Genomic DNA, 21,284 nt, shown 5'->3' with positions numbered 1-21,284 from the left:
TCATGATGCCAAGGGGTTAAAGTTCCCGGCAAACAGTCGATACACAAGTAAAGGATTATCCTACGTGGCCTGCCTGGCGGGCTGCCGGCTCACGGTATCTTTGGTAGAGAGCTCATGGCTGACAACAGACAAACAACGCAGGCAGAAGGGAAGCTGGCTCCGGGTGAGCCTGTTCTGCGGCAAGGGCGCGCGGCGGACCCTGTCCCTGCGGCCGGATCCTCAAGTGTTCCCTCCCGGTCGACAGGGGCCTCCGGCAGTGTCGGAAAGAAGGCCTCCGAAGCCGACAGTGAAAGCGGGCCCACGCCCGAAATGGACAGCCGGGTAGCCAGCGCCGAGGAGCCTCCGGTGGAAGATAGCCCCGACAATGGCAGCCGGGAGGCAGAGAGTCCAGCGGCTATTGAGCAGGCGATGGCAGAGTCCCTTCAGCGTAAGTTGCGGTTGATGTTGAAGCAGTGCGACCGTGTTCTGTTAATGGACTTTGATATCCTGGCAATGTCGCGCTGGCCGGATAATTACTCCCTTGCCACGGCCAGGCGCAGTCGGGACCTGTGGTTATTCAGTGCCCTGGTAGCCGCGCTGGTTTTTCTCAGCGGTCTCACGGGCTTTATCCCCGCCTGGGTTGCCGGTGGCGGCTTCGGTGCATTTGTGATCATTCTGATGCTGGGGGTGCCTGCCATTCGCCGCATCTATACGTCCCGCCCTTCCTATCTTGATCTTATTGTCACGCGGCAGCGGTTGCTTCGGGATGCCCGTAAACATATTGAACACCTGGAAGGTAAAGAAGGTCTGGTATGGCAGTGTGCCCGTATGGCGGAATTCAATCCGGCCTTGCGTGCCTCGCGTTTTAGTGAACTGCTGGCCTTGTCGGAGCACCGGACTCTGGCCCGGAATATGACACGCCGTGAATACGTTCGCTTGTATCTGATCTATCTGCTGGAGGCGGAAAAAGCGTACGATCGGGTTCAAAAAGCATTTTTCGAGGGTAATCAGCAGGCCATTGATCGGGGTTGGGCCTCCGTGGCGGCTTCTCCCGGGCAGAGAGCTTGACATGATAGTGTCTCAAACGTATGTTTCAAACAGACGTTTGCTAGAGGCACTGATAAAAATATGGCTCAGTCTGATACCGTTGACCGCATCCTGGATGCAGCTGAGGAACTGTTTGCGGACCGGGGGTTCTCCGAAACTTCGCTGCGGATGATTACCAGTAAGGCTAAAGTAAATCTTGCCGCTGTCAATTATCATTTCGGCTCAAAGAACGCTTTGATCCACGCAGTGTTTGCCCGGTTCCTGACCCCGTTTTCCGCCACCCTGGAAACCGCGTTTGACGAGCTGGAGGAGCGCTGTGACGGGAAGCCGCCGACTCTGAATCAGACCCTGTGGGCGTTGACGGAAAGTGCGGTGCGCATGCCTCAGCGCACCGACAAAGGTATTTCCATCTTCATGCGATTGCTCGGTCTCGCCTACACCCAGTCTCAGGGGCATCTGCGCAAGTTCCTGGAGCAGGAGTATAGTGAGCCTTTCAGCCGATTTATGAGGCTGTTGAAGGAGGCCACACCGCAATTGTCGGCGGTGGACCGTTACTGGCGGATCCAGTTCATGCTCGGGGCCACCGCATTCACCATGTCCAGCAGCGACGCGTTACGGGATATCCTGGAAAACAAACTGGGCGTGGAAACCTCAGTGCAGGAAATTGCCGCGCGACTGGTGCCATTCCTAGCGGCTGGCATGCAGGCGGAGGATACCATGCTGGTGCCTTCATCGGGTCAGGCACCGGTTGCCTGAGCTGTCCCCTCTCGGTTAGGCTTCCGCACTGGCATTGTCAGTCGGGAGCTTAACTGTATGAACTCGCCAGAGGGGACATTCCCCCACCTCCATATCAGTATCGGTTCCCAGTCACTGACACTGGTGGCTGCTGACGGGGCCCCCCTGTTTCGATCCCCGGTATCTACCGCCCTGAACGGTCCCGGAGAGCAAAATGGCAGCGGCTGCACACCGCGGGGCAGGCATTATGTTCGCGCCATGGTGGGCAAGGGGCAACCGGAAGGTACCGTGTTCGTCGCCCGACGACCAACCGGTGAAGTCTACACCCCGGAACTCGCGGCCCGCTATCCTGAGCGGGACTGGATTCTCTCCAGAATACTCTGGTTGTGTGGTTGTGAATCGGGTATAAACCGTGGCCCGGGGGTCGATAGTTTTCGACGCTTCATATACATTCACGGCACACCGGACACCGAGCCCATGGGGGAGCCCAGATCCCATGGCTGTATCCGTATGCGTAATGCCGATGTGATCAGACTGTATGATCTGGTTACCCCGGGAACAGCCGTTATTGTCGAAGAATCCTGAACGTCGCGCCTGGTTGCGGCGCTGCTGGCATTGATTTTTTACGATTGAGGACGTCCATGATCAGGGAGCTGCATACCACCATTGATGGTTGGATTGAGAATTGGGAGTTGCTTTCCGAAGGCTGGCGGGTCGGTATCGTTGTTTTCGCTCTGGTGTTCGGAACCGCTGCCGTGGCCTATGTTGCCAGCCATGTTGTGGCCGCACTGGAAAGGCGTTTCAGTAAAACCAGGAACCTGTGGGACGACGCTTTTCTCCATGCGGCCCGTAAGCCGGTGGTGGCCTTTGTCTGGATTCAGGGTGTCTACTGGGCTGCGGAAGTTGCCTACCGCTACTCCGAAGCCGAGATTTTCTCGGCCAACGAACACCTGCTCAGGATCGGTTTTGTCTGGGTGCTGGTTTGGGCCATTCTTCGTTTCGTGAAGGAAGGTGAGAGCATTCTTACCTCCCCAATGAAAATGAAGAAACCGATGGATTACACCACGGTCAACGCCATCAGCAAGCTGGCCCGTGCGGTGGTGATCATTACAGCGGTCCTGATTGTCATGCAGTCCCTGGGCTACAGTCTTTCCGGTGTGCTGGCGTTCGGTGGTGTGGGTGGCATTGCCGTCGGCTTCGCCGCCAAAGACCTGCTGGCCAACTTCTTTGGTGGCGTGATCATTCATCTGGACAGGCCGTTCAAGGTTGGCGACTGGGTACGTTCGCCGGATCGCAACATTGAGGGTACGGTAGAGCACATCGGTTGGAGGTTGACCACCGTCCGGACATTCGATAAACGCCCTCTGTATGTGCCGAACGCAGCCTTCACCACGATTGCGGTGGAAAACCCCTCCCGCATGAGCCATCGCCGAATCTCGGAAACCATCGGGATCCGTTACGCAGATGTTCGTGAGATGGCGGTGATTGTCTCTGAGATCCGCACCATGCTGGAAAATCACGATGAAATTGCGAGCAATGAAACCCTGATCGTGAATTTCCTGGCGTTCAATTCATCCTCCCTCGATATCATGGTTTACACCTTCACCAAAACCACCGAGTGGGTGAAGTTCCATGAGGTGAAACAGGATGTATTGCTGAAGATCAGTCAAATCATCGAGAGTCACGGTGCCGAGGTCGCGTTCCCGACGCGCACCTTGCACGTGGCCGATAGCCTGCGGCTGGAAAGTGCGAACGCGAAAGGTCCGGATGATGAGGAGCTCGGTCCCATCGAGAATGAGGATCAGGGTTCCGACAAGTCGCGCCCGGCCCAGCGCACTCATTCAGGTTCGTCTGCGGAGGCGACCGGCGGAGGGGAAGGATCGTCATGAATCAGACAAATACAATGGCACCGGTTGGCATCATTGGTGGGACCGGGCTGACAACTCTGTCAGGCCTTGAAATTGCCGGAAAACGTGAAATGGATACGCCATGGGGGGCTCCCTCTGCGGAGCTGGTAGAAGGGCGCCTGGGCAATCAGCCGGTAATCTTCCTGTCCCGTCACGGTAATCCCCACCGTATTCCGCCCCATCAGGTTAATTACCGGGCGAATCTCTGGGCCCTGCATCAGGCCGGCGTTAAAACCGTGGTTGGCGTCAACGCTGTAGGCGGTATCCATGAGGCCATGGGACCTGCCCATATCGTCATCCCCGATCAGGTTATTGATTATACCTGGGGGCGGGGAAGCACGTTTTTTGAGGGCGACCTTGAAGAAGTGACCCACATAGATTTCACCTACCCTTATGCGGAAAAAGCCAGAGCCGTGATGATTGAGGCAGCGAATTCGCTGGGCCTGCCTTTCTCGGATTTCGGCGTCTATGGGGCAACCCAGGGCCCCCGTCTGGAAACGGCTGCGGAGATTGTCCGCCTGGAGCGGGATGGCTGTGATCTGGTGGGCATGACGGGCATGCCGGAAGCCGCCCTGGCAGCAGAACTCAAGCTGAACTACGTGTGCCTGGGGCTGGTGGTTAACTGGGCGGCCGGGAAATCCGATCACATCATCACGATGGAAGAGATTGAGGCCGCCATTGCGCAGGGCATGTCCGGAGTGAAGCGGATTCTCGAGGAATCCATGGACGGGCTGGGGGCGCTTTAGCCCTCTACCGGCCTGAAGAACACAAGCACGCCGATGGTGGGGGAGTCGAGATAGTGGACTTCCTCACTGCGCATCCGCCGGGTTTCCCGAATCCAGGTAACAAGTTCGGCCCTGGCGTTTGTGCTGGCAGGTTGCAACTCGTTGCCCGTGGCGTCGCCCTGGACAGGGTAAGCGGGTGAGCCGCCCGGACTCCAGTGGTTGAGGTGTACGCCCACGTGGAGGTAGCGCTTGCGGTCGATCGTGATGTGGCCCTCGACCTCACGGTGGCCGGCGTCTGCCAGCCAGTCCCCGACAGCAACCTGCATTGGCTCACCTTCGAAGTTCGGTGGGAACGACTGGTACCAGCCGGCAGTCATCAGCACGCGGTAACGCCCGCTGTTTTCAAGGCGTTGCGCCACAGAACGTAACCTCAGGTCAGTCTCTGGCGCCAGCCTGAGAGAGGTCGCCAGGCTGCCATCCCCGCGAAACACCTTCATCTGTTTGGCCAGATTGTCGACGGGCTCAGGCATCCGGCTGGCCATGTGTTCCTCAACGTTCTGGGGATCAACGAGGCGTTCAATGATGACAATTTCGGCCCGGTAGAGGTTGTCACCACTCTCCTGGGCGCTGGCAAACAGTGGGGCCATCGCCAGCAGGGCTGCGGTGAAGGTGATCAATGCCTTTCCGGGCAGGGCATAACCGGGCGTTCGCAAGGGCTGTACTCCACAATATCAATGGCTGTCGTATGGCGGGCAGTGCCTGTGTTTCAGGAGGCCAACTGCCCGAGCATGTCGGAAATGCCGTCGAGTTTACCACTGGTTGAGTCATCCTTCAGCCGGAACCGGAAACTGTTGGCCCCTTCGAGCCGGTACTGGTCCGGAGCGGATTGCACTTTCTTAACCAGTACGAGAGGATCAACCGGTGTCGAGGCACCGAATTCCAGCCGGGCCCATTCCTTGCCAGCATCGATTTTCACGATACCGAGGGCTTCAGCCTTGAGCCTCAGCTCGGTCTGACGAATCAGGTTTCTGGCCGGATCCGGTAATAATCCGAAGCGATCAATCATCTCAACCTGAAGTTCTTTTAATTCGTCTTTTTTGCTGACACTGGCAATTCGCTTGTACAGCATCAGACGGTTGTGCACATCCGGCAGGTAATCATCCGGGATCAGCGCGGGAATGCGCAGATTCATCTCGGTGCCGTGGCTCATGGGGAGTTCGGCGTTGGGGGTGCGTCCTTCGCGGATGGCCGTCACTGCCTCATCCAGCAGTTGCATGTACAGACTGAAGCCGATGGTTTCGATCTGGCCACTTTGTTCCTCGCCCAACAGCTCGCCGGCACCCCGGATTTCCAGGTCGTGGGTGGCCAGCATGAACCCGGCACCCAGATCCTGGGCCTCGGATATCGCTTCCAGGCGCTTTTTCGCGTCGGTGGTGATCGATCGGGGGGGTGGTGTCAGCAGGTAGGCGTAGGCCTGGTGATGTGACCGGCCGACCCGGCCCCGCAACTGGTGCAACTGGGCCAGACCGAACTTGTCCGCTCGTTCGATGATGATGGTGTTGGCGCTGGGGATGTCGATGCCGGTTTCCACGATGGTGGTACACACCAGCACGTTGAAACGCTTGTGGTAGAAATCCGACATGATCTGTTCCAGTTCCCGTTCCCGCATCTGGCCATGGGCCACGCCCACCCGCGCTTCCGGAATCAGTGTTCTCAAGTCTTCGGCGGTTTTCTGGATGGTGGCCACATCGTTATGGAGAAAGTACACCTGACCACCCCGCAGGATTTCCCGCAGGATGGCTTCCTTGACCATGGCATCGTCGCGCTGGCGCACGAAGGTTTTCACCGACAGTCGCCGCGCCGGCGGCGTGGCAATGATGGACAGGTCCCGCAGGTGGCCCATGGCCATGTTCAGGGTGCGGGGAATCGGCGTGGCGGTGAGCGTCAGCATATCCACCTCGGCCCGCAGTGCCTTGAGTTTTTCCTTCTGCTGAACCCCGAAGCGGTGTTCCTCGTCGATGATCACCAACCCCAGGTTCTTGAATTTCAGGCCACCCTGAAGCAGTTTGTGGGTGCCGATCACGATGTCCGCCTTGCCGGTTTCGATCGCCTCCATGGCCTTGCTGGTCTGGGCGCCGCTACGAAAACGGCTGAGCAGTTCGACGTTGACCGCCGTATCGGAAAAGCGATCGCGAAAGGACTCGTAATGCTGCTGTGCCAGCAGGGTGGTGGGCACCAGTACGGCTACCTGCTTGCCAGAGAAGGTTGCCATAAAGGCCGCGCGCATGGCGACTTCGGTTTTGCCGAAGCCAACGTCACCACAGACCAGCCGGTCCATGGGGCGTTCACTGATCATGTCCTCGAAGACGGACTCGATGGCCACCTGCTGGTCCGGTGTTTCCTCAAACGGGAAACCGGCGGCGAAGGCGCGATAGGCTTCCTTCGGATCTTCGAAGGAGAACCCCTTGCGGGCCTCGCGGCGGGCGTAAACGTCCAGCAACTCGGCGGCGGTATCGCGGATTTTCTCAAGGGCCTTCTGCTTGGCACTGCTCCAGCGTTCGGTGCCGAGTTTGTGCAGCGGCGCGTGTTCGGTGTCCGACCCGGTGTAGCGGGAAATCAGGTGGAGGCTGGAAACGGGGACGTACAGTTTCGAGCCTCCGGCGTATTCAAGCATCAGGAATTCGCTGGCGTCTCCGTCAACCGTGATGGTTTCCAGGCCCTGGTAGCGACCGACACCGTGGTCAATATGAACCACGGGCGCGCCGATGCGAAGCTCGGACAGGTCGCGATAGCCGGAATCGTCCACTTCCGTCGGCTTTTCCCGGCGACGGCGCTGCAATACCCGCTCGCCGAACAAGGCGGTTTCGGTGACCAGTGCCAGGTGCTCGTCTGGCAGTACCAGCCCCAGCTCCATGGGAGCAATGGTGATGCCCAGGGTGCAGTCCCGGTCCTCAAGGAACGCCTGCCAGCTGTCCAGGGTGGTCGGTTTCACATGGTGATCGGCGAGGTTGTCGATCAGGGCCTCCCGACGCCCGGAGGATTCGGCGCACAGCAGGACCCGCCCGCCAAATGTCTGGATGAACTGTTTCAGGCGAGCGGCAGGGTCCGCCGCGCGACCGTCCATGGCGACATCGGGCAGCTCATCGGTCCGGCAGTTTTCAGCGCCGGCGGTGCTTGCGGTGTTAACGGTAAAGGTAACGCGGGGAAAGCGCTTGAGCTGTCCGAACAGTTCGTCCTGCTGCAGGAACAGTTCGGCTGGCGGCAGAATGGGGCGCAAACGGTCGTGACGCCGGTCTTCGTATCGCGCCCGGGTCTCAGCGTCGAAGTGGGCGACGGAATCGTTCAGCCCGTCGGCGGTGAAAACGTGAGTGCCATCGGGCAGGTAGTCGAACAGTGTCGCTGTTTCATCGAAGAACAATGGCAGGTAGTACTCGATGCCCGGAGGTGTAATGCCGTGGCTGACATCCTGGTAAATCGGAGCGTCCTTGTCGGCGTTGGGGAAGTGCTCGAACCAGCGGTTGCGAAAGCCGGAGCGGGCTTCCTTGTTCCACGGGAATTCGTTGGCCGGCAGCAGTTCGATCTTGTCGATGCGATCGATGGAGCGCTGGGTCTCCGGGTCAAAGGTCCGCAGGGTTTCGATTTCGTCATCGAAAAGGTCGATCCGGTACGGTTGTGTCGCGCCCATCGGGAAAATATCCAGAATGGCGCCGCGAACGGCGTATTCACCGTGTTCGTAGACATTTTCGGCGTGGCGGTAGCCGGCGGATTCCAGTTGCAGGCGCCAGTCGTCAATGTCCAGTGTTTGTCCCACCTCAAGCAGCAAGGTGTTGCCCTGCAGGTAATGAGCCGGGGGCAGGCGGTGCATCAGGGTGCGTGCCGGGACAACCAGCACGCCATGCCGGGTGGAGGGTAACCGGTGCAGGGTACGGATTCGACGGGACGTAATATCCTGGTGCGGCGAAAACAGGTCGTAGGGGAGCGTCTCCCAGTCCGGCAACGATAGCAGTTCAAGCCCGGTTCTGGTGACAGTGGTGCCGTCCTCTTCCGCTGGCAGGCCGAGGTAGAAGCGCATGGCCTGTTCCAGGCGAATGGCTTCATCGGTGCTGCGGGTAATGACCAGGGTCAGGCCCTTGTGTCGGTTTGCGCTCTCACAGATGGCCAGCGCATCGCTGCTGCCGTGCAATTGGCCCCATGTGCGATGATCGGCGGCCTTTTCCGGAAAATCCGGTGCCACCAGGGCAGGGCGGGAGCGTAGTGAGGATGCACCGTCAGTCATGGGCGTTTGTCTTCTCCTGCAGTGTGAAGTCCGGGGCGGCGAGGCGCGTATTCTACCGGTCGCAAGGGTGACTGTCATGGTGGAGGTGCCGGCAGTATTTGCGGTCTGGCATTTTAAATTGGATAATATGCGCCCAACTTTTCCAAGTGCCAATTGCAGAGGTTCAAGCGTGAGTCACGATCAGATTAACCAGCACCTGTCTAACTGGACCGAGAGAGAATCCACAGCGGAAGCCATGATCCCGCTGATCGGCCGCCTTTACCGCAAGAATAATGTGGTCACTTCCGTATACGGCCGCGCCATTATCAATCAGTCAGTTATCGGTATTATTCGTGCTCACCGCTTCGTTCGCCAGGTGGAAGACAGCGAGCTCTCTGTTCACGATACGCTGCCGATTCTCAAGGCCATGGACAGCATGGACCTGGGGCGTGCTCATGTGGACATTGGCAAGCTGGCGGTTAAATTCAAATCCGAGGGCGGGTCTCTGGAAGATTTCCTGAACCGCGAGATTGGCCCGATTGTCGGTCAGTATGCTGCCCAGTCCGAGGAAGACGCCGGGAATGGCACTAAGGATGTGGTCCTGTATGGTTTCGGTCGCATCGGCCGACTGCTGGCCCGTATCCTGATCGAGAAAGCCGGTGGCGGTAACAACCTGCGCCTGCGGGCGATTGTGGTTCGTCAGGGTGGTGCCGAGAACGATCTGGAGAAGCGTGCCAGCCTGCTGCGTCGCGACTCCGTGCACGGTCCCTTCGATGGCACCATTACTGTCGACGAAAAAGAGTCGGCCCTGATTGCCAACGGCAACTACATCAAGGTGATCTATTCGGATGGTCCGGACAAGGTGGACTACACCCAGTACGGCATCAATAATGCCATCGTCGTGGACAACACCGGCAAGTGGCGTGATGAAGAGGGGCTGGGCCTGCACCTGAAATCCAAGGGCGTGAGCCGTGTCATTCTGACCGCTCCGGGCAAGGGTGACATCAAGAACATCGTGTATGGCATTAACAACGATTGGATTACCGACGAGGACAAGATCCTGTCGGCGGCGTCCTGTACCACCAACGCCATTACTCCGGTTCTGAAGGCGATCAATGATGAGTTTGGTATCGAGGATGGCCACGTTGAAACTGTCCACTCCTACACCAATGACCAGAACCTGATTGATAACTACCACAAGGGTAGCCGTCGTGGTCGCAGTGCGGCGCTGAACATGGTGATCACCGAAACCGGTGCCGCCAAGGCGGTTGCCAAGGCATTGCCAGAGCTGAAAGGCAAGCTGAGTGGGAACGCCATCCGTGTTCCGACGCCGAACGTCTCCATGGCGATCCTGAACCTCAATCTGAAGACCGATGTGAGTGTAGACAGTGTTAACGACTATCTGCGCGAGATGGCACTGCATTCCGAGCTGCAGAAGCAGATTGATTTTGTGAATTCTCCCGAGGTCGTGTCCACTGATTTCGTGGGGTCGCGCCACGCCGGCATTGTCGATGCCCAGGCGACCATTGCCGGTGGCAAGCGCGTGATTCTGTACGTGTGGTACGACAACGAGTTCGGCTACAGTGCTCAGGTGATCCGCTGCGTCAACCAGATGGCGGGAGTGACTTACCCGATTTTCCCGAAGCGTGCCCGCGATTGATACGTTGGTCGTAGAGGGATGGCGGTTGCGGGGTGTCTGACGCTCCCACCGTCATGGTAAAACGCTAAGAAACCCCGCCAGCTTTTGCTGCCGGGGTTTCTTTTTGGCCCGAATTCCACCATGGTCGTGTTACGTACGGGCACAAACTCCGCCGGCTTTCTGGTGGAAATAGGATTACTTAATCTCTATAATTGGCGCGATTTTGGGTACGTCTGGCACCCGTTTCTCATCTTTCCCTTTTGTCGAAAGCGAGGTGAATCTCAGCCTCCAAGCTTTCGCTGCGTCGGTGCAGCCATCCTGGTGCATCCCGAAGAGGGAATCTGGGCCATAGGGACCGACGTTGCAAATCCATCGAATAGTTTCTGATGATTGGATGAGGCTAATGATTAAGATCAAAAAAGGCCTGGATCTTCCCATCAGCGGCGCTCCTGAACAGACCATTACTGACGGCAAACCCGTTCGCCATGTGGCGTTGATCGGTTTTGACTACAACGGCATGAAGCCGACGATGGCTGTGAAAGAGGGAGACCGTGTCAAGCGCGGTACGCTGCTGTTCACGGACAAGAAGACCGAAGGCGTTCGTTATACCTCCCCGGCTGCCGGTGTGGTAAAAGAAATCAACCGTGGTGAGCGTCGTGTTTTCCAGTCGATTGTCATCGAGATCGATGGCGACGATGCCGAAACCTTTGCCCGCTACAATGAGGCGGATCTGGCTGGCCTTGAGCGCCAGCAGGTAGTCGATAACCTGGTCGAGTCCGGTTTGTGGACGACGCTGAAGACGCGTCCTTACAGCAAGGTACCGGCCATCGACACGGCTCCCCACTCCATCTTTGTGTCCGTGATGGACACCAACCCGCTGGCCGCTGACCCCACTGTGATCATTCGCGAAAACGGTGCGGCGTTTGAAAAGGGTCTGAAAATCCTGAGCAAGCTGACCACTGGCAAGGTGTTTGTCTGCGGTAAGCCTGGCTCGGATGTACCCGTTCCAAAGTCCGACGGCGTGGAAGTACACCAGTTCGATGGTGTTCACCCGGCCGGCAATGTGGGTACGCACATCCATTACCTGGATCCGATCGCGGGCCACAAGGTGGTCTGGTCAATCGGCTACCAGGATGTCATCGACATTGCCAAGCTGTTCGGGACCGGTGAGCTGCCTGTGGAGCGGGTGGTTGCGGTTGGTGGCCCCAAGGCCCTGAAGCCGCGTCTGATCCGCACCCGCGTGGGTGCCAGCCTGAACGAATTGCTGAAAGACGAAGTAGCCACCGACTGCGATGTTCGCATGATCTCCGGTTCTGTGTTTGGCGGTCGTCGTGGTGATGGTCCCTGTGCCTACCTCGGTCGCTTCGCCAACCAGATATCTGTTCTGGAAGAAGGCTATAAGCGTGAGTTCATGGGCTGGTTGTCTCCGGGCCCGAACAAGTTCTCCGTGCTGAACATCTACCTGTCCAAGCTGGCCGGCAGCAAGTTGTTCAACTTCACCACCACCACCAACGGCAGTGAACGCGCCATGGTGCCGGTGGGCACGTATGAAGAGGTCATGCCCCTGGATATCCTGCCGACTCAGTTGCTGCGTTCTCTGATTGTTGGTGATACAGAAATGGCACAGAAGCTGGGTGTACTGGAACTGGACGAAGAAGATCTGGCGCTGTGTACCTTTGTGTGCCCGGGTAAATACGAATACGGTCCGATTCTCCGCGAGAACCTGACCCGAATCGAGATCGAGGGCTAATACGATGGCAATCCGACAGTTTCTCGATGGTATCGAGCACCACTTTGAAAAAGGTGGCAAGTACGAGCGCTGGTACGCGCTGTATGAAGCCGTGGACACCATTTTCTATACTCCCGGCAAGGTGACTTCCACCACGGCGCACGTGCGTGATGGCGTTGATCTGAAGCGCATCATGATCACCGTGTGGTTATGTACCTTCCCGGCCATGTTCTTCGGTATGTGGAACATCGGCTTCCAGGCCAACAGCTTCCTCGCTGAAAATCCGGATGCCCTGATGGGTGACGGTGGCCTGCGTAGTGCGTTTATCAGCGCGCTGGCGGGTAACGATGCCGCCAGTATCTGGGATAATTTCGTCTATGGTATGGCGTACTTCCTGCCCATTTACTTCGTGACTTTCGTTGTGGGTGGCTTCTGGGAAGTGCTGTTTGCCACTGTTCGCCGTCACGAAGTCAACGAAGGTTTCTTCGTGACCTCGGTGCTGTTTGCTCTGATCTGCCCGCCGGATCTGCCACTCTGGCAGGTGGCTCTGGGTATCACCTTCGGTGTAGTGATCGGCAAGGAAGTGTTTGGCGGTACCGGCAAGAACTTCCTCAACCCGGCGCTCACCGGTCGTGCCTTCCTGTACTTCGCATACCCGGCGCAGATCTCCGGGGATACTGTGTGGACGGCGGTCGATGGCTTCAGCGGTGCGACGGCACTGAGCTGGGCGGCCAGCGGTGGTCTGGAAGCACTTGAGGCGCAGATTGGCTGGATGTCCGCGTTCATGGGCACGATTCAGGGCTCCGTGGGTGAAACCTCCACGCTGGCCATTCTGATCGGTGGTCTCATCCTGCTGGTGATGAAAATTGCGTCTTACCGCATCGTCGGCGGCGTGATGATTGGCATGATCGCTATGACCCTGCTGTTGAACATTATTGGTTCCGACACCAACCCGATGTTCGATGTGCCGGCACACTGGCACCTGGTTATGGGCGGTTTTGCCTTTGGCATGATGTTCATGGCAACCGATCCGGTGTCCGCCGCCATGACCAACACCGGTCGCTGGTGTTTCGGTATTCTGGTGGGCGTGATGACGGTGCTGATTCGTGTCGTTAACCCGGCGTTCCCGGAAGGCATCATGCTGGCCATCCTGTTCGCCAACCTTTTTGCACCGTTGATGGATCACTACGTGGTCCAGGCCAACATCAAACGGAGGCTCGCTCGTGGCTAAAGCTAAAGAAACCGTCTCCAGAACCCTGATTGTTGCCCTGGTACTGAGTATTGTCTTCTCGGTTGTGGTTTCCACTGCCGCGGTGTCTCTCAGACCGGCACAGATCAAGAACCAGAATCTGGATATCAAAACCAACATCCTGGCGGCTGCCGGCATGTTGAAGGAAGGTGCGAGTGCTGACGAGATCGAGGAGGTATTCTCCCGGTTTGACGTGCGCTTGCTGGACCTGGACAGTGGTGAGTACGTTGAGCCATCCGAGGTCGGTGTAGAGGATCCGATGAAGTACGATATGTACAAAGCGGCCTCTGATCCTGCCATGTCCACCAACATTCCGTCATCGGAAGACAAGGCGGGAATCAAGCGCCGTCCGAACGTGGCCAAGATTTTCACGCTCTCTGAAAACGGCGAACTGGTGCGTGTGGTTCTGCCAGTTCACGGGTACGGCCTGTGGTCCACTCTGTATGGCTTTGTCTCGCTGGAAGGCGACGCCAATACCATCGAAGGTCTTGGTTTCTACGCTCACGCTGAAACCCCGGGCCTTGGTGGCGAGGTAGACAACCCTCGCTGGAAGCGTCAGTGGGTTGGTAAGGAAGTCTACGGCGATCAGATGGAAGAACCTCAGATCCGTCTGGTCAAGGGTGGTGTAAGTGCCGATGCTGCTGACAAGGAGCATAAGGTCGACGCGCTCTCCGGTGCGACCCTGACAAGCCGCGGTGTGGAACAGCTGGTTAATTACTGGATGGGTGACCGTGGCTATGCACCGTTCCTGAAAAAACTTCGTGAAGGGGAGGTCTGATCATGGCAGACGCTTCAGCCAAACAGGTTCTCTTCGAGCCAATTTTCAGTAATAACCCGATCGCGCTGCAGATTCTCGGGATCTGTTCCGCGCTGGCTGTCACGACCAGCATGAGTGTAACGCTGGTTATGTGTATGGCGGTAATCTCGGTAACAGCCTGTTCCAACCTGGCGGTTTCCCTGGTGCGTACCCAGATTCCGGGCAGCATCCGGATCATCGTTCAGATGACCATCATTGCCTCACTGGTTATCGTGGTTGACCAGATCCTCAAGGCCTTTGCCTACGAGATCTCCAAGCAGCTTTCGGTATTCGTTGGTCTGATCATCACCAACTGTATCGTGATGGGGCGCGCGGAAGGTTTCGCCATGAAGAACGGCCCCTGGCTGAGCTTCCTGGACGGCGTTGGTAACGGTCTGGGCTACTCAGTGCTGCTGATTTTCGTTGCGTTCTTCCGCGAACTGCTGGGTGCGGGGTCACTGTTTGGTGTTTCCCTGATGCCAGTAGTGAACGAGGGCGGCTGGTACGTGCCAAACGGTCTGTTGCTGCTGCCGCCAAGTGCGTTCTTCATTATCGGTCTGGCGATCTGGGGCCTGCGTACCTGGAAACCGGAACAGGTGGAAGAGCCTGACTACAAGATGTCTCGCCACACCGCCAAGGAGGCCTTCTGATGGAACATTATATCAGCTTGATTCTGAAGGCCGTTTTCGTTGAGAACATGGCGCTGGCCTTCTTCCTGGGGATGTGTACCTTCCTGGCGATCTCCAAGAAGATTGAGGCGGCTGTTGGTCTCGGCATCGCCGTGGTAGTCGTGCTCACCGTGACCGTGCCGGTGAACAACCTGCTGTATAACAGCATTCTCCGCGAAGGCGCGCTTGAGTGGGCCGGTCTCCCCAATGTTGACCTCAGCTTCCTCGGGTTGTTGACCTACATCGGTGTTATCGCCGCTATCGTGCAGATCATGGAAATGGTTCTGGACAAATACATACCCGCGCTTTACGCCGCGTTGGGTGTGTTCCTGCCGCTGATTACGGTGAACTGCGCGATCCTCGGTGCATCGCTGTTCATGGTTGAGCGGGATTACACCTTTGGTGAGAGTGTGGTGTACGGCTTCGGTGCCGGTTTGGGCTGGGCGCTGGCCATTGTGGCCCTGGCCGGTATCCGAGAGAAACTGAAATACAGCGACGTGCCGAACGGTCTGCGTGGCCTGGGTATCACCTTCATTACTGTTGGTCTGATGTCCCTGGGCTTCATGTCGTTCTCAGGTATTTCACTGTAATCAACCCGGTGATTCGGTTTAACGAAAAGGCGAGACCATGAGTACAGAAATTATTCTCGGCGTGGTCATGTTCACCGTTATCGTACTGGCGCTGGTCGCGATTATCCTCGCGGCCCGTTCCAAGCTGGTAAGCACCGGTGATGTGACCATCGAAATCAATGACGACCCGGAACACACCCTGACCACGGAAGCGGGTGGCAAACTTCTGGGCACGTTGGCAAACAACGGCATTTTCCTGTCATCGGCCTGCGGCGGTGGCGGTACTTGTGCCCAGTGTAAATGTAAAGTTCTGGAAGGTGGCGGCGCCATGCTGCCAACTGAAAAGACTCACTTTACCAACCGTGAAGAGAAAGAAGGCTGGCGCCTGTCCTGCCAGGTTCCTGTCAAGCAGGACATGAAGGTCGAAGTGCCGGAGGAATTCTTCGGCGTCAAGAAGTGGGAATGCGAGGTTATCTCCAACCACAACGTGGCGACTTTCATCAAGGAGCTGGTGTTGAAGCTGCCTGAAGGTGAGGAAGTGGACTTCCGTGCCGGTGGTTACGTCCAGCTGGAGTGCCCTCCCTACGAGATCGATTTCAAGGATTTCGATATCGAGGAAGAGTTCCACGAAGACTGGGACAAGCACAACATCTGGCGCTACAAGGCGGTTAACAAGGAAGAGACCATCCGCGCCTACTCCATGGCGAACTATCCGGAAGAGAAGGGTGTACTGAAGTTCAACATCCGTATCGCCACGCCACCTCCGGGCACGGATTACCCGCCGGGCATCATGTCGAGCTACGTGTTCAACCTGAAACCGGGTGACAAGGTAACCGTTATGGGACCATTCGGTGAGTTCTTCGCCAAGAAGACCGATGCCGAAATGGTATTCATCGGTGGTGGCGCCGGCATGGCTCCGATGCGCTCCCATATCTTTGATCAGCTCAAGCGCCTGAACTCCAAGCGCAAGATCAGCTTCTGGTACGGTGCGCGAAGCGTCCGCGAGATGTTCTACGTGGAAGACTTTGACATGCTGGCGGAAGAGAATGACAACTTCGAGTGGCACGTGGCACTGTCCGATGCGCTGCCTGAAGACAACTGGGAAGGCCCCACTGGGTTCATCCACAATGTGTTGTACGACAACTATCTGAAGGACCATCCGGCGCCGGAAGATTGTGAATACTACATGTGTGGGCCCCCCATCATGAACGCGTCCGTGATCAAGATGCTGAAGGATCTTGGTGTTGAGGACGAGAACATCATGCTGGATGACTTCGGAGGGTAAAATACTCGCATGACATCCTGCATGTTTCGGCCCGTCAGGGTGGCAATGGTCAGCGTCTTCTGGGCGCTGGCTGTTGCCGCCCTGGCGGGTTGTTCGTTTGAGCCTGAGGAAAAAGTCTGGGAAATTGCCGGCCCGGTATTCGGTACCCAGTACCATATCAATGTCGTATTGACGGACAATGAGTCCCACCTTGAGAATCTGGGTTCCGGTATAGAGCAAGTTCTGGAAGACGTGGACGCTTCCATGTCGACCTGGCGTGAGGATTCGGAGCTTTCCCGCCTCAACCGTCGGGAGGATCAATCGGCATGGATTGAACTCTCGGAGCCTCTCTATGAAGTACTTGCCACGGCGGCCCGGGTTTCCGAGCTGACCGACGGCGCTTTCGATGTCACTATTGGTCCGGTGGTAAACCTCTGGGGGTTCGGCCCCGAGGCCCGGCCGGATGAGGTCCCCGATGAAAATGAACTCCAGGCAAAACTGGAGGCAACCGGATACGAAAACATCGAACTCAGATCCGATCCGCCTGCGCTGAGAGCCCGGAAACCGCAATATATTGACTTGTCGGCGATTGCCAAGGGCTATGCGGTGGACGCTGTCGCCCGCTATCTTGATAATGCCGGTGTGGAAGCGTATCTCGTGGAAATTGGCGGTGAGGTCCGAGTCAACGGTCGCAAGCCCAATGGCGATGCCTGGCGGCTGGCGATAGAGGAGCCGGTGTCGGAACGCCGCCAAATCAATCGCGTAGTGGCGCTGGATAGCCAGGCTATGGCAACCTCCGGGGATTATCGTAACTATTACGAATCGGACGGTCGCCGTTATTCACATACAATTGACCCTGAGACTGGTAAACCGATCCGGCACAATCTGGCTTCGGTGACCGTGATCGCCGACAACTGCATGCTGGCGGATGCGCTGGCGACCGGTTTCAATGTCATGGGGTATGAGCGGGCGCAGGCTCTGGCGACCCGTGAAAACATAGCGGCTTATTTCATTGTACGAAGTGATAACGGGTTTGAGGTTCATTACACGCCTGCTTTCACTGCGTACGTTACAGACTAGGGGAGGACTTATGGGTACCTTTCTGTTGGTTTTACTGATTGTTTCCGTCCTGGTGGCGGCCATGTCGATCGGTGTTATTTTCGGTCGCAAGCCGATCAGTGGCACCTGTGGCGGTATTGGCGCCCTGGGTATCAGCAAGTCCTGTGATATTTGTGGCGGTAACACACAGAAGTGTGAAGAAGAAAACGAGCGGCTGGCCAACGAAGGTAAGTCTGCTGAAGCGTTGAGCTACGATGCCACCAGGGTTGGGGATCGTTAACTTCGTTTCTATAACTATAAACTCAGTTGTACGGCGTACATAAGGAGTCACTGCACGCATGGCAGAACATCATTACGACGTCGTCGTTATCGGCGCTGGTCCTTCCGGTGAAGGCGCAGCGATGAATGCGACGAAACACGGCAAACGTGTCGCGATCATCGAAGACAAACCCACCGTTGGTGGTAACTGCACCCACTGGGGGACCATTCCTTCCAAGGCGCTGCGCCATTCCGTCAAGCAGATCATTACCTTCAATACCAACCAGATGTTTCGGGACATTGGTGAACCCCGCTGGTTCTCGTTTCCGCGGGTACTTCAGAATGCCCAGAAGGTAATTGATAAGCAGGTAAAGCTGAGAACGCAGTTTTATGCCCGCAACCGGGTGGACCTGATCAACGGTCGCGCGTCCTTCCTGGACGAGCACCGAATCGAGGTCCGGGGCAGCAAATCTGTCGAGACACTGCACTTCAAGCAGGCAATTATTGCCACCGGTTCCAGACCCTACCTGCCGCCGGATGTGAATTTTCGCCATCACAGAATCTACAACTCGGATACCATTCTGAACCTGTCCCACACCCCGCGTACCCTGATCATCTATGGTGCCGGCGTAATCGGTTCGGAATATGCTTCCATCTTTGCCGGCCTGGGTGTGAAGGTCGATCTGATTAATCCCGGCAGTCGTCTGCTGACGTTTCTGGATGACGAGATTTCAGACGCCCTGAGTTACCACTTACGCAATAACGGCGTACTGGTTCGTCACAACGAGGAGTACGAGTCGGTCGATGGTGATGATCATGGGGTGGTGTTGTCGCTGAAATCCGGCAAGAAAATCCGTGCGGATGCGTTTCTCTGGTGCAACGGCCGCAGTGGTAACACGGAGAAACTTGGCCTGGACAACGTGGGTCTGGTGCCCAATGGCCGTGGCCAACTGGCCGTGGACGAGCACTACCGTACCGAAGTGGATAGCATTTACGCCGCCGGTGATGTAATTGGCTGGCCAAGCCTGGCGAGTGCCGCCTACGATCAGGGGCGTTCCGCGTCGTCCGATATCCTGCACGATGAGTACTTCCGCTTTGTGTCGGATGTGCCGACCGGGATCTACACCATTCCCGAGATCAGTTCGGTGGGCAAGACCGAGCGGGAGCTGACCGCAGCCAAAGTACCATACGAAGTCGGTCAGGCGTTCTTCAAGGATTTGGCCCGCGCCCAGATCACCCGCGAAGCCGTGGGTATGCTGAAGATCCTGTTCCACCGGGAGACCCGCCAGATCCTGGGTATTCACTGTTTTGGTGACCAGGCGGCGGAGATCGTTCACATCGGGCAGGCGATCATGAACCAGGAAGGGGAAGCCAATTCCCTGAATTACTTCATCAATACCACCTTTAACTACCCGACCATGGCGGAAGCCTATCGGGTAGCGGCGCTGAACGGGCTGAACCGGATCTTTTAATCCGTGGAAACCGCAGTGTCCCCGGTCACGCCCTCGAGTGTTTCGCCGTGGGGGAGGCTGAGGACCGAGTTCGCGCGGTTATCGAAATACATGCGGGTGCTGGTGGGATAGTCGGAGATAATGCTGTTGACGCCAATCTTCTCCAGTTCCAGCATGTCGTGAATGCGGTTTACGGTCCACGCCGACACATGCATGCCGCGGCGATGGGCGTCGTCCACCAGGGTTTTTGAGCAGATTTTCCAGTTCACGCACAGGAACTGGCAATGAAGCCGTGACGCCACATTGACCGGCCGGGGAAATTTTCGCTCGGCGACCAGGCCAAGACGGATGTTTTTGTCACGTCGCTGAATCTGTTGCAGAAACCACACATCCGATGAGGTCACGGCGACCCGGGTATGCAGGTTCCGGCGCTGAATGATTTCGGTCAGGCGGTTGCAGAGGACATTCAACCGCTGACGGTTATCCTTCTTGACCTCCAGTTGCAGATGTTCAAGATCAGCAAACTCATCCAATAGCGATTCCAGCCTGGGTATACCGGTTTTGGTGGACCAGGGCGTCACACTCCCTCGGGCATCCATTTCCGCCAGTTCGTCGGCGGTGTAATTGGCAACAGCGCCTTTCTGCCCTGTGGTGCGATCCACCGTCAGGTCGTGGATGATCACCGGCTTGCCGTCTTTCGACAACACCAGATCCAGTTCGAAGTGGCGAATGCCGTGACGGTAGGCGTGAGTAAATCCGGCCAGTGTGTTCTCCGGGGCTTCTCCCTTGGCCCCACGGTGTCCGTAGACAATCATTCTGTTGCTGATTCCTTTAGGCGTTGATAAATGGCCTGGCGTTTTTTCCAGGTGTCGTGACACAAACGGATGTCTTCCAGGTATGCCGATAATTCGTCCATCAGCAGCGCCTGTGGACCATCCACCAGGGCTTTCTCCGGTTTCGGGTGGAAATCCACCAGCACCATGTTGGCGCCGGCAATCACACCCTGAGCAGTGGCATGCATGACATCGAGAATGCCGTCCGGAGATTTTTCGCGGCTACCCACCGAGTGGGACGGGTCCACGCACACGGGCATACGCGTCAGGCGTTTCACCGCCGGCACATGGGCGAAATCCACCATGTTGCGGTGGGGCTGGCCGGCCTCGGTTTTCATGCCTCGCAGACAGAAGATGACGTTGGCGTTGCCCTCGCTGGCCAGGTATTCCGCAGCATTCAGGGATTCGTTCAGAGTAATGCCGAAACCACGCTTGAGTAGCACCGGATAGGTGCTCTGGCGACCAATGGCCTTCAGCAACTCGAAGTTCTGGGTGTTACGGGTGCCCACCTGCAACATCACGCCGGTGGGGCGGCCCAACTGCTCGAGGCAGGTGTCGATTTCCTCAATATGGCTTTCGTGGGTGATCTCCATGGCGATCACCTTGATGCCATGTTTGCCCGCCTTTTCGAACACCCAGGGCAAGCAGCCCTTGCCATGTCCCTGGAAAGAGTAGGGGTTGGTGCGGGGCTTGTACGCGCCCATGCGGGTGCAGACCTGGCCATTGTCTTCCAGTGCCTGCATCATCATTTCCACGTGCTCGGGTACGTCGACTGCGCACAACCCGGCGAAGATATTCAGGTTGGACTGGCTGAACTCCACACCGTTGTAGGTGAAGCCGCTCTGGCGTTTGTCGTCCCGGTGGCGGCCCAGAATACGGTAGTCATCGGAGATGCGGATCGCCCGCTCCACCGCCGGCAGGGCTTCAATCTCCTCCTTGTCGAGGGACTTGGTGTCGCCCAGCAGGTAGATTTCCGTCAGCCGTTGGCTGGCGCCCTGAACCTCGTGTACCCGAATTGACACGCCCGGCAGGTTCTCCAGGTAATGCATGGTTTGCCGGTAGGCGTCGCTGTCCAGTGGCGTATCAGGGTGGAGAATGGCTAGCATGTTGGCTCCTTTAAC

The 21,284-nt window shown here is 57.3% G+C and carries 19 protein-coding genes; 15 read left to right on the top strand and 4 right to left on the bottom strand.

The window, feature by feature from the left end; genetic code table 11:
- The first annotated feature begins 114 nt into the window (after positions 1-114).
- From EHN06_RS13005 to EHN06_RS12985, 5 genes are read left to right on the top strand one after another with little or no spacing between them, the layout of a single operon-like run.
- The gene (locus tag EHN06_RS13005) at positions 115-1,047 is read left to right on the top strand and encodes a hypothetical protein (protein ID WP_127332975.1); all 933 of its coding nucleotides are present in this window, start codon (positions 115-117) and stop codon (positions 1,045-1,047) included.
- A gap of 60 nt (positions 1,048-1,107) precedes the next feature.
- On the top strand, positions 1,108-1,782 hold the full coding sequence (locus tag EHN06_RS13000) for a TetR/AcrR family transcriptional regulator (RefSeq protein WP_127332974.1): 675 nt from the start codon (positions 1,108-1,110) through the stop codon (positions 1,780-1,782).
- 57 nt (positions 1,783-1,839) lie between these two features.
- The gene (locus tag EHN06_RS12995; RefSeq protein WP_127332973.1) at positions 1,840-2,346 is read left to right on the top strand and encodes a L,D-transpeptidase; all 507 of its coding nucleotides are present in this window, start codon (positions 1,840-1,842) and stop codon (positions 2,344-2,346) included.
- Between the two features lie 56 nt (positions 2,347-2,402).
- Complete coding sequence (locus EHN06_RS12990; protein ID WP_127332972.1) at positions 2,403-3,650, top strand: mechanosensitive ion channel family protein; 1,248 nt, start codon at positions 2,403-2,405, stop codon at positions 3,648-3,650.
- A complete protein-coding gene (locus EHN06_RS12985; protein ID WP_127332971.1) occupies positions 3,647-4,414 on the top strand; it encodes an S-methyl-5'-thioinosine phosphorylase in 768 nt (255 codons plus the stop codon). Before EHN06_RS12990 ends, EHN06_RS12985 begins: the two co-directional genes overlap by 4 nt.
- Here the strand turns inward: EHN06_RS12985 and EHN06_RS12980 are convergent.
- Both EHN06_RS12980 and mfd read right to left on the bottom strand, forming a co-directional pair.
- Positions 4,411-5,106: a CsiV family protein gene (locus tag EHN06_RS12980; RefSeq protein WP_228257304.1), complete on the bottom strand. Its 696-nt coding sequence runs from the start codon at positions 5,104-5,106 to the stop codon at positions 4,411-4,413. The two genes, EHN06_RS12985 and EHN06_RS12980, sit on opposite strands and share 4 nt — an antisense overlap.
- 53 nt (positions 5,107-5,159) lie before the next feature.
- Positions 5,160-8,669 carry a transcription-repair coupling factor gene (mfd, locus tag EHN06_RS12975; RefSeq protein ID WP_127332970.1) on the bottom strand — a complete coding sequence of 1,170 codons (3,510 nt, stop codon included), beginning with the start codon at positions 8,667-8,669 and terminating at the stop codon, positions 5,160-5,162.
- Positions 8,670-8,796: 127 nt separating this feature from the next.
- Here mfd and EHN06_RS12970 point away from each other — a divergent pair, with 127 nt between their 5' ends.
- From EHN06_RS12970 to sthA, 10 genes are all read left to right on the top strand, one after another.
- Positions 8,797-10,308: a glyceraldehyde-3-phosphate dehydrogenase gene (locus EHN06_RS12970; protein WP_228257303.1), complete on the top strand. Its 1,512-nt coding sequence runs from the start codon at positions 8,797-8,799 to the stop codon at positions 10,306-10,308.
- A gap of 382 nt (positions 10,309-10,690) precedes the next feature.
- Positions 10,691-12,037, top strand: a complete 1,347-nt coding sequence (locus tag EHN06_RS12965; RefSeq protein WP_127332968.1) for a Na(+)-translocating NADH-quinone reductase subunit A — start codon at positions 10,691-10,693, stop codon at positions 12,035-12,037.
- A 4-nt stretch (positions 12,038-12,041) separates the two neighbouring features.
- Positions 12,042-13,247, top strand: a complete 1,206-nt coding sequence (locus EHN06_RS12960) for an NADH:ubiquinone reductase (Na(+)-transporting) subunit B (protein ID WP_127332967.1) — start codon at positions 12,042-12,044, stop codon at positions 13,245-13,247.
- Positions 13,240-14,043, top strand: a complete 804-nt coding sequence (locus tag EHN06_RS12955) for a Na(+)-translocating NADH-quinone reductase subunit C (RefSeq protein ID WP_127332966.1) — start codon at positions 13,240-13,242, stop codon at positions 14,041-14,043. Before EHN06_RS12960 ends, EHN06_RS12955 begins: the two co-directional genes overlap by 8 nt.
- Before the next feature lie 2 nt (positions 14,044-14,045).
- Positions 14,046-14,711: an NADH:ubiquinone reductase (Na(+)-transporting) subunit D gene (locus EHN06_RS12950; RefSeq protein ID WP_127332965.1), complete on the top strand. Its 666-nt coding sequence runs from the start codon at positions 14,046-14,048 to the stop codon at positions 14,709-14,711.
- Complete coding sequence (gene nqrE / locus EHN06_RS12945; protein WP_127332964.1) at positions 14,711-15,319, top strand: NADH:ubiquinone reductase (Na(+)-transporting) subunit E; 609 nt, start codon at positions 14,711-14,713, stop codon at positions 15,317-15,319. Before EHN06_RS12950 ends, nqrE begins: the two co-directional genes overlap by 1 nt.
- A 37-nt stretch (positions 15,320-15,356) precedes the next feature.
- Complete coding sequence (gene nqrF, locus EHN06_RS12940; protein ID WP_127332963.1) at positions 15,357-16,583, top strand: NADH:ubiquinone reductase (Na(+)-transporting) subunit F; 1,227 nt, start codon at positions 15,357-15,359, stop codon at positions 16,581-16,583.
- A gap of 9 nt (positions 16,584-16,592) precedes the next feature.
- A complete protein-coding gene (locus EHN06_RS12935) occupies positions 16,593-17,642 on the top strand; it encodes an FAD:protein FMN transferase (protein ID WP_127332962.1) in 1,050 nt (349 codons plus the stop codon).
- A 10-nt stretch (positions 17,643-17,652) separates the two neighbouring features.
- The gene (gene nqrM, locus EHN06_RS12930; RefSeq protein ID WP_127332961.1) at positions 17,653-17,901 is read left to right on the top strand and encodes a (Na+)-NQR maturation NqrM; all 249 of its coding nucleotides are present in this window, start codon (positions 17,653-17,655) and stop codon (positions 17,899-17,901) included.
- 58 nt (positions 17,902-17,959) lie between these two features.
- The gene (sthA, locus tag EHN06_RS12925; RefSeq protein ID WP_127332960.1) at positions 17,960-19,351 is read left to right on the top strand and encodes a Si-specific NAD(P)(+) transhydrogenase; all 1,392 of its coding nucleotides are present in this window, start codon (positions 17,960-17,962) and stop codon (positions 19,349-19,351) included.
- Here the strand turns inward: sthA and EHN06_RS12920 are convergent.
- A complete protein-coding gene (locus EHN06_RS12920; protein WP_127332959.1) occupies positions 19,348-20,145 on the bottom strand; it encodes a glycerophosphodiester phosphodiesterase in 798 nt (265 codons plus the stop codon). The two genes, sthA and EHN06_RS12920, sit on opposite strands and share 4 nt — an antisense overlap.
- Complete coding sequence (locus tag EHN06_RS12915; RefSeq protein ID WP_127332958.1) at positions 20,142-21,269, bottom strand: 3-deoxy-7-phosphoheptulonate synthase; 1,128 nt, start codon at positions 21,267-21,269, stop codon at positions 20,142-20,144. The genes EHN06_RS12920 and EHN06_RS12915 overlap by 4 nt, the downstream gene beginning before the upstream one ends.
- Between the last annotated feature and the right edge of the window lie 15 nt (positions 21,270-21,284).

Origin of the sequence: Marinobacter sp. NP-4(2019) (genome assembly GCF_003994855.1) — a bacterium.
Classification (GTDB): Bacteria; Pseudomonadota; Gammaproteobacteria; order Pseudomonadales; family Oleiphilaceae; genus Marinobacter.
This window is presented reverse-complemented; position numbering and strand designations above follow the sequence as displayed.

Bases quoted from the DNA above. Each gene is read 5' to 3' on its own strand.
- EHN06_RS13005 (WP_127332975.1), top strand. From the start codon at position 115: ATGGCTGACAACAGACAAACAACGCAGGCAGAAGGGAAGCTGGCTCCG.
- EHN06_RS13000 (WP_127332974.1), top strand. From the start codon at position 1,108: ATGGCTCAGTCTGATACCGTTGACCGCATCCTGGATGCAGCTGAGGAA.
- EHN06_RS12995 (WP_127332973.1), top strand. From the start codon at position 1,840: ATGAACTCGCCAGAGGGGACATTCCCCCACCTCCATATCAGTATCGGT.
- EHN06_RS12990 (WP_127332972.1), top strand. From the start codon at position 2,403: ATGATCAGGGAGCTGCATACCACCATTGATGGTTGGATTGAGAATTGG.
- EHN06_RS12985 (WP_127332971.1), top strand. From the start codon at position 3,647: ATGAATCAGACAAATACAATGGCACCGGTTGGCATCATTGGTGGGACC.
- mfd (WP_127332970.1), bottom strand. From the start codon at position 8,669: ATGACTGACGGTGCATCCTCACTACGCTCCCGCCCTGCCCTGGTGGCA.
- EHN06_RS12970 (WP_228257303.1), top strand. From the start codon at position 8,797: ATGCGCCCAACTTTTCCAAGTGCCAATTGCAGAGGTTCAAGCGTGAGT.
- EHN06_RS12965 (WP_127332968.1), top strand. From the start codon at position 10,691: ATGATTAAGATCAAAAAAGGCCTGGATCTTCCCATCAGCGGCGCTCCT.
- EHN06_RS12960 (WP_127332967.1), top strand. From the start codon at position 12,042: ATGGCAATCCGACAGTTTCTCGATGGTATCGAGCACCACTTTGAAAAA.
- EHN06_RS12950 (WP_127332965.1), top strand. From the start codon at position 14,046: ATGGCAGACGCTTCAGCCAAACAGGTTCTCTTCGAGCCAATTTTCAGT.
- nqrE (WP_127332964.1), top strand. From the start codon at position 14,711: ATGGAACATTATATCAGCTTGATTCTGAAGGCCGTTTTCGTTGAGAAC.
- nqrF (WP_127332963.1), top strand. From the start codon at position 15,357: ATGAGTACAGAAATTATTCTCGGCGTGGTCATGTTCACCGTTATCGTA.
- EHN06_RS12935 (WP_127332962.1), top strand. From the start codon at position 16,593: ATGACATCCTGCATGTTTCGGCCCGTCAGGGTGGCAATGGTCAGCGTC.
- nqrM (WP_127332961.1), top strand. From the start codon at position 17,653: ATGGGTACCTTTCTGTTGGTTTTACTGATTGTTTCCGTCCTGGTGGCG.
- sthA (WP_127332960.1), top strand. From the start codon at position 17,960: ATGGCAGAACATCATTACGACGTCGTCGTTATCGGCGCTGGTCCTTCC.
- EHN06_RS12920 (WP_127332959.1), bottom strand. From the start codon at position 20,145: ATGATTGTCTACGGACACCGTGGGGCCAAGGGAGAAGCCCCGGAGAAC.
- EHN06_RS12915 (WP_127332958.1), bottom strand. From the start codon at position 21,269: ATGCTAGCCATTCTCCACCCTGATACGCCACTGGACAGCGACGCCTAC.